The sequence below is a fragment of the Cetobacterium sp. genome (assembly GCF_051653945.1).
Lineage (GTDB): Bacteria > Fusobacteriota > Fusobacteriia > Fusobacteriales > Fusobacteriaceae > Cetobacterium_A.
On sequence record NZ_JBOFXD010000057.1, the window covers coordinates 1 to 5,811 of the forward strand.

General features: G+C 28.0%; 7 protein-coding genes. 5 read left to right on the forward strand and 2 right to left on the reverse strand.

What is annotated here, in order from left to right; all coding sequences use genetic code 11:
* Positions 1-111: 111 nt before the first annotated feature.
* Positions 112-2,715 (reverse strand): type VI-C CRISPR-associated RNA-guided ribonuclease Cas13c, encoded by a 2,604-nt coding sequence (cas13c, locus tag ACRC8M_RS06485; protein WP_438528386.1) that lies wholly within the window; start codon positions 2,713-2,715, stop codon positions 112-114.
* A gap of 300 nt (positions 2,716-3,015) precedes the next feature.
* Here cas13c and ACRC8M_RS06490 point away from each other — a divergent pair, with 300 nt between their 5' ends.
* Both ACRC8M_RS06490 and ACRC8M_RS06495 read left to right on the forward strand, forming a co-directional pair.
* Complete coding sequence (locus tag ACRC8M_RS06490) at positions 3,016-3,333, forward strand: nucleotidyltransferase domain-containing protein (protein ID WP_438528387.1); 318 nt, start codon at positions 3,016-3,018, stop codon at positions 3,331-3,333.
* Complete coding sequence (locus ACRC8M_RS06495) at positions 3,320-3,709, forward strand: HEPN domain-containing protein (protein WP_438528388.1); 390 nt, start codon at positions 3,320-3,322, stop codon at positions 3,707-3,709. Before ACRC8M_RS06490 ends, ACRC8M_RS06495 begins: the two co-directional genes overlap by 14 nt.
* Before the next feature lie 166 nt (positions 3,710-3,875).
* On the opposite strand, the gene ACRC8M_RS06500 is transcribed toward ACRC8M_RS06495, so the two are convergent.
* Complete coding sequence (locus tag ACRC8M_RS06500; RefSeq protein WP_438528389.1) at positions 3,876-4,667, reverse strand: hypothetical protein; 792 nt, start codon at positions 4,665-4,667, stop codon at positions 3,876-3,878.
* A gap of 190 nt (positions 4,668-4,857) precedes the next feature.
* Between ACRC8M_RS06500 and ACRC8M_RS06505 the strand changes: the two genes are divergently transcribed.
* From ACRC8M_RS06505 to ACRC8M_RS06515, 3 genes are all read left to right on the forward strand, one after another.
* Positions 4,858-5,010, forward strand: coding sequence for a ribbon-helix-helix protein, CopG family (locus ACRC8M_RS06505; protein ID WP_438528390.1), 153 nt, complete (start codon positions 4,858-4,860; stop codon positions 5,008-5,010).
* Between the two features lie 99 nt (positions 5,011-5,109).
* Positions 5,110-5,421, forward strand: coding sequence for a hypothetical protein (locus ACRC8M_RS06510; RefSeq protein ID WP_438528391.1), 312 nt, complete (start codon positions 5,110-5,112; stop codon positions 5,419-5,421).
* A 2-nt stretch (positions 5,422-5,423) separates the two neighbouring features.
* The gene (locus ACRC8M_RS06515; RefSeq protein ID WP_438528392.1) at positions 5,424-5,621 is read left to right on the forward strand and encodes a hypothetical protein; all 198 of its coding nucleotides are present in this window, start codon (positions 5,424-5,426) and stop codon (positions 5,619-5,621) included.
* The last annotated feature ends 190 nt before the right edge of the window (positions 5,622-5,811 follow it).

Below are 5,811 nucleotides of genomic sequence, written 5' to 3' on the forward strand. Positions count from 1 at the left end.
AAGATGGAAATAACTCTAATTAGATTACTTGAGAAAATCTTTGAATGAAAAATGGTCGAAATACATTGAAAATAAAGGGGTCATCAATGGTCAGAAAAATCCTTAGCGTTGTTATTCCGCGTTTTCCTGACGGGACCCCATATAGTAGTCATTCACAAAATCCATCCCTAAATCAACTTTATTCAGCTTATTATCTAAGGAAAATTCAATAGCAGCTCTAACATTTTTATTAAGGTCCAATTCATTTGTAAAGAGGTCTACGATTAACTCTTTTAAATTTAAGTGAGCAATGGAGTTTCTAATTTCAGCTTCATTTTTATAACCTTTTGCATTAATTTTCTTTAATAAATTAGAAAAATTCAAAAAGCTATTTTTCCCTTTCCCTTTAACAAAAGCTAGGGCGTTTTCTAAATTGATACTTTTATTTTGAGCAAGTTTTAAAAGCCCATGAATCTCTATATCATTATAAAGTTTAAATACATTTTGGTAGTATTTAAAAATAGGGAGCAACATATTTTTATTAAATATTCCAACTTCATCAGTGGACTTATACTCTAGATACTTAACATTGAGTCCTAACAACTCAAAGTACCTCTTCATATCCTCATGTTTAGATATAGAATATTTTATAATCTCATAATTTTTTATATTTTTTTCAAAGAGACGAATCTTGTGAAAGAACCCATCATCAGCTAACTCCTTCAACTTTTTGTCGAGCTTTTCATCAGTTAAACTTTCGTCACTTTCATCTAAAAAATCCACATTTTTTATATTATAATAATGTGTTTTAACAAATCCCAAGAAGTCCCCTTTAAACTCGATAGGTAATAGCAGATAGTTTAAAATATAAAATTTAAATAGATTATTTTTTGAATCAACATCTAAATACAAACTATCTCTTTTGTTAAACTCATCTTGTATCCTCTTTAGTTGGTTTTCTAACTTCCCAAGGGCAAAGAGGTTCTTTTCTCCGCTTTTAACTTTAGGCACCCTAAAGTTTAGATACTCCTCTTTTTTCTTCAAATACTCCTGGATTTTTTTTAAATCAGTTGGATCAAACTTATTCTTAAAATCTTTTAGATTCCCATTAAACTCAACCATTAAAAAGGCATAAGCAATTTGAAGCTTATATTTTAATCTAAATAGAGAGCTATTTTTAGTGATCTCTTCCATCTGCTTTTTAAGTTCTAAAAGCTCAGAATTAATATTTGTTATCCTAGTTTTGCTTTTAATTCCATTAATCTCTTTATTGTACTCTTCTACTCTTTTTTTTCTTTTGCTATACAGTTTTTTATAGATATCAGATGTATGAATATCCCAAAAGTATGGAGTGTTTTTCATCAGTTTAAAATGTGACTCCATTCGATTTAAGTTCTTTTTTGAAAGATCATTTTTTTTAGAAACACCTCTAACAACATTCATCTCATTCTCAAAATTTTCAACAATTAACTTTTTAAAATCAGCGTCTTCCACACCATCACAAGTAAAAAATGTATTTATAAATTTATTAAATCCACTTTTATTACTACACAAAGTGTTGTAGTATGAGTATAATTTTTTTATATTTTTAGGTTTACCTAAAACAGAAAGTTTTTCATCCCCATCTAAGTAGTTAGTTTTATTTTCAACTTTAAACTCCTCTATAAGTTTTGTATATCTGAAGAAGTTTAAATCAAGAAGGTTTTTAAGATTGTCACAACCTCTATTTTCAAAGAGATTCTCAAAGTACATGTAGTCATAATGCATTAAAGCGTGTCTAAACTCAGAAAAAATCTCTACAATTTTTTTAAGGTCCTGCTTTAGATTCTCTTTAGAGCTGTATCCAGAGAGCTCTGACATTTTAATCTTCAAACTTCTATTTAACAACTCTAGCTGCTCAATTTTTCGTTTATTTCCGTTTTTATGACTACATAGTGCTTTTAGCTCCTCAATCTCTTTGTTATTTTTAGAAATTCTTTTTTCCAGTTGATTAACTCTATTTTCAATCTCTTTTGAGAGAGTGCTATAAACATGGTCTGTAATTTTTTCTAATCTCTCATCTGACAAAGAGGCATCATTTTTAGAGATCTTCCAGACCTCTGTAACGCCCTCAGTTTTTAAAGGAGCACATAAAAAATCATTTATTAGTGCAAAGTATATTAGAAGGTTTGAACGATAGTTTAGGAATCGTTTAACCCTATAGATTTTCAATGAGTCTATCTCCTCTATAGGAACTCTAGCTATTTCAGAGTAGTTTTGGCAAACCTCTTTAGATAAAAGTTTTCTTTCTGTTTTAGAGGCTCTATTTCTTAGTTTTGTTCTCTCTCCATTAACCTCTTTTTTCTGTTCCTCCATTTGATCCTCTATTTCAGCAAGGATAACATTGGTAGTTTTTTCTTTTAAACTTAATGTTACTTTATATTTTCGAATCTCTTTATTTAAAATTTTATCAAATTTAGTGATGATAAAGTTGCTTTTAACTCCAGGAGAGTTTCCCTTGGTGTCATATGAAAAACTATATCTATTTCTCTCTTTCTCTTTAGCTTTAAAACTTTTTATAATCACTTTTCTAGAGAGTAAATCTATGTATGACTCTAAGTTGAAAGTATCAACGCCCCCTTGTTTTTGATACAGCACTTTCAGCTCTTTTATACCTACCATATCGTAGTTGGATAAAATTATTCTAATAATAGAACTTCTATTCTGTTTAGATTTATATATTTTATTTGTTTCCATACTCCCCCCTCCTATGTACAAATTTAAGTGATATATATTCCATTTAGTTCTCCTACTCGAATTTTATTTATTATATTTTACTATAACTTATAAGGATAATCTATAGAATAGTTATGATATCAAGAAAAAATGGTGGTGCTCTTTAAAAGTCCTGGAGTGCTACTGAAAAAAAGTTGCAATACACAGAGATATAGTAGGACGTTGATTTTTAAAGGAAATTGAGTTATAATTAAGAATACAATTAGAACCTAGAGAAGAATATATTAGCTATAAGTTAGTCTGAAAAACTGGAGGCTTAAAATGATTAATTTAAAACAAATAGAACAAGTTAAAGAAAGATTAGTTAAAGAGTTTCATCCTAAAAAAATATATATATTTGGGTCATATGCTTGGGGTACTCCTAATGAAGATAGCGATTTGGACATATTAGTTATTTTAGAAAAGTGTGATAATAAAATATTGGAGATGAGAAAAGGACTAAAGGCTTTAAGGGGAATTGGATTTCCAAAAGATTTAATTGTGGAAAATGAATTAGAATTTTTAGGTAATGCTCAAAAAAATCATTTAATAGAAAATGAAATTTTAAATAAGGGGTACTTATTATATGAAGCCAATTAAAGATCATGAAATAATGTTATTTAAAGCTGAACGTGATTTTCAATCAGGAAAAATTTTATATGAAAACGAACTTGAAGAATCAGCAATTTATCATTATCAACAGGCTGGAGAGAAAGCATTAAAAGCTTTTTTGATTTTTCATAAAAATAAAACTCCTAAAACTCACGATTTAACAAGTATTTTAGATAGTTGTATAAATATAGACTTAGATTTTGAAGTATTGTATGATGCTTGTGAAAAATTGACACCATATGCTACTATATTTAGGTATATGGATACAGGATATGGATTAGTTCCTACCCATGATATATTAGAAGAAGCCAAAAACGAAGCATTAGATATATTAAATTTTGTTAAAAATAAAATTAATAATTAAATGATGATTTAATATAGCCTCATAACCGAGGCTTCTTCAAATTTTGTGTAAACTTTAAAAAATTTAGAGTAATATTTTATATTTTTTAGGGATGATTTTTTAAGTCATCCCTTTTTAAATATCCATTTTTCTATATTTCTAATAATTATTCTGAATAACAATCATTTTAATAAACATTTAATATATAAATATTCGCATAAAAATAAAAAACAGGACTATAGCTTGGTAAAAATTCAGAAACAGTTTTTTTAATAGCTTCTACGACTTTTAATATCCCAAATTTTTCTATAGCTGGAATTATAATTTGACTCATATAATTTTTTACATCTTTAAAAGTTTTTTCTATACGTTTTTTCAAAACTAAATTTTGAGAAATACTTTCTTCTATCTCACAAAAATATTGTTGAAAATTTTCTATATTTTCAGATTCCATTTTTTCTATATTTCTATTATCTTCTATAAGGTTTCTATATTCTATTATTATATCTGCTAGTTTTAGCAGGTCTTCCCCTGAATTTGACAGAAGATCTGTGAGATTTAACACATCTTTTGACTTTTTTAACAGTTGTTCTGTGAATTTTGACAGATGGGTATTGTCAAATTTAGCAGATGCTGACTCAATCTTTTTCCTCTCTCCTGGTTTCTCTAAAAAAAACATAATTGACCACCCTTTTGGCGTTAAAGAGTAGGAGAGAGAGTTCGTCATAGATTTATATATTTGATTAACTTCAATAAGATTCAAGTTAATTAACTTTTTAGTAATGCTTCTAATCGTTGCGTAGGAGAAATATTCTTGATATTCTAAAATATTGGTTCTAGACATAGTGATTGATATATTCAGATTTTTATCAATTTTTTCTTTAAGTAGATTATTTTTGCAAAGGTAATAGATGTTTTGTAAAAAAATAGCTTCGTTAATTCCTATTTTAGCTGCTAGTTTCTCATGGAAAAAATGCAAAGGCCACCTCCCTAGATAAAATCTATATTTAAGATATACCATTTAAATTTTTCAAAATCAATTTTTTATGAACAAAAAACGCAAAAAGTGTAATACAAATTGCATATTAAGTTGACTTATTGAACAATCAAAAGTATACTACTAGTAGCAGAAAAAAGTTACCTAAAATAAAAAAATTAGGGAGGTAACATTGAAATCAAAAAATATAAATCATTTTAAACCTATTGTGAGCATAAGAATCTCTAAGTACCTTTTAACAAAAATAGATGAGAAAGCTAAAGAAGAAAATAAAACAAGATCATATATAATAAATCAAATACTGAAAACACATACAACCCGATAATAAAAATAATATAAAAAATTTCATATTTAATCTTTATAGGGTAATTTCTAATATCCCCCGTATTAGATCCCCTAAATAAAAAAATGGAGGTCGATATTTATGTCTATTACAGTAGCTGGAGCAAAAATAGCACTAGAAGGAGTTATTGCTAAAACAGAAAAAAGTATTGAAAGAGAAGTGGCTTACTTAAAGGAGTTAGCTGATGATCAAGCTGCTCTATCTCACATTGAGCAACAAGAACTTGATGGAGAGCCATTACCAGCTTCAAGTCCATATGGAAGTTACTCTGAATGGAAAGAGCAAATTGAAAAAGAGATTAAAATATCTCAGAATTCTTTGGATAGAATTGAGATAGAAAAAGCTGAGTTAATGGCTTTTAACTACTTTGTTGAAACAGCTCCTGAGGAGTAAAAATGTGGGCCAACAGCACAAAAGTGTATAAACTGATCTATGCAGTTTTTAATCTACTTGGTACGCTTTTGGCGGTAAACAACACTCACACACTTTATAGTAATTCAAATAAACCAAAAGAAGAGATGAAATATCCTAAACCAAGGATAATTAATCACTCTGAAATAGAATTTGTAAGTAATAAAAGAGAGAAACAGTAGTTTCTCTCTTTTTCATTATAATATAGTTAATCTAAATTTCAAACAATAATAGGGGTCCCGTCAGGAAAACGCGGAATAACAACGCTAAGGATTTTTCTGACCATTGATGACCCCTTTATTTTCAATGTATTTCGACCATTTTTCATTCAAAGATTTTCTCAAGTAATCTAATTAGAGTTATTTCCATCTT

What these genes read in the sequence shown, in the direction of transcription:
- ACRC8M_RS06515 (WP_438528392.1), top strand. Translation starts at nt 5,424, where the DNA reads ATGTGGGCCAACAGCACAAAAGTGTATAAACTGATCTATGCAGTTTTT.
- ACRC8M_RS06490 (WP_438528387.1), top strand. Translation starts at nt 3,016, where the DNA reads ATGATTAATTTAAAACAAATAGAACAAGTTAAAGAAAGATTAGTTAAA.
- cas13c (WP_438528386.1), bottom strand. Translation starts at nt 2,715, where the DNA reads ATGGAAACAAATAAAATATATAAATCTAAACAGAATAGAAGTTCTATT.
- ACRC8M_RS06510 (WP_438528391.1), top strand. Translation starts at nt 5,110, where the DNA reads ATGTCTATTACAGTAGCTGGAGCAAAAATAGCACTAGAAGGAGTTATT.
- ACRC8M_RS06495 (WP_438528388.1), top strand. Translation starts at nt 3,320, where the DNA reads ATGAAGCCAATTAAAGATCATGAAATAATGTTATTTAAAGCTGAACGT.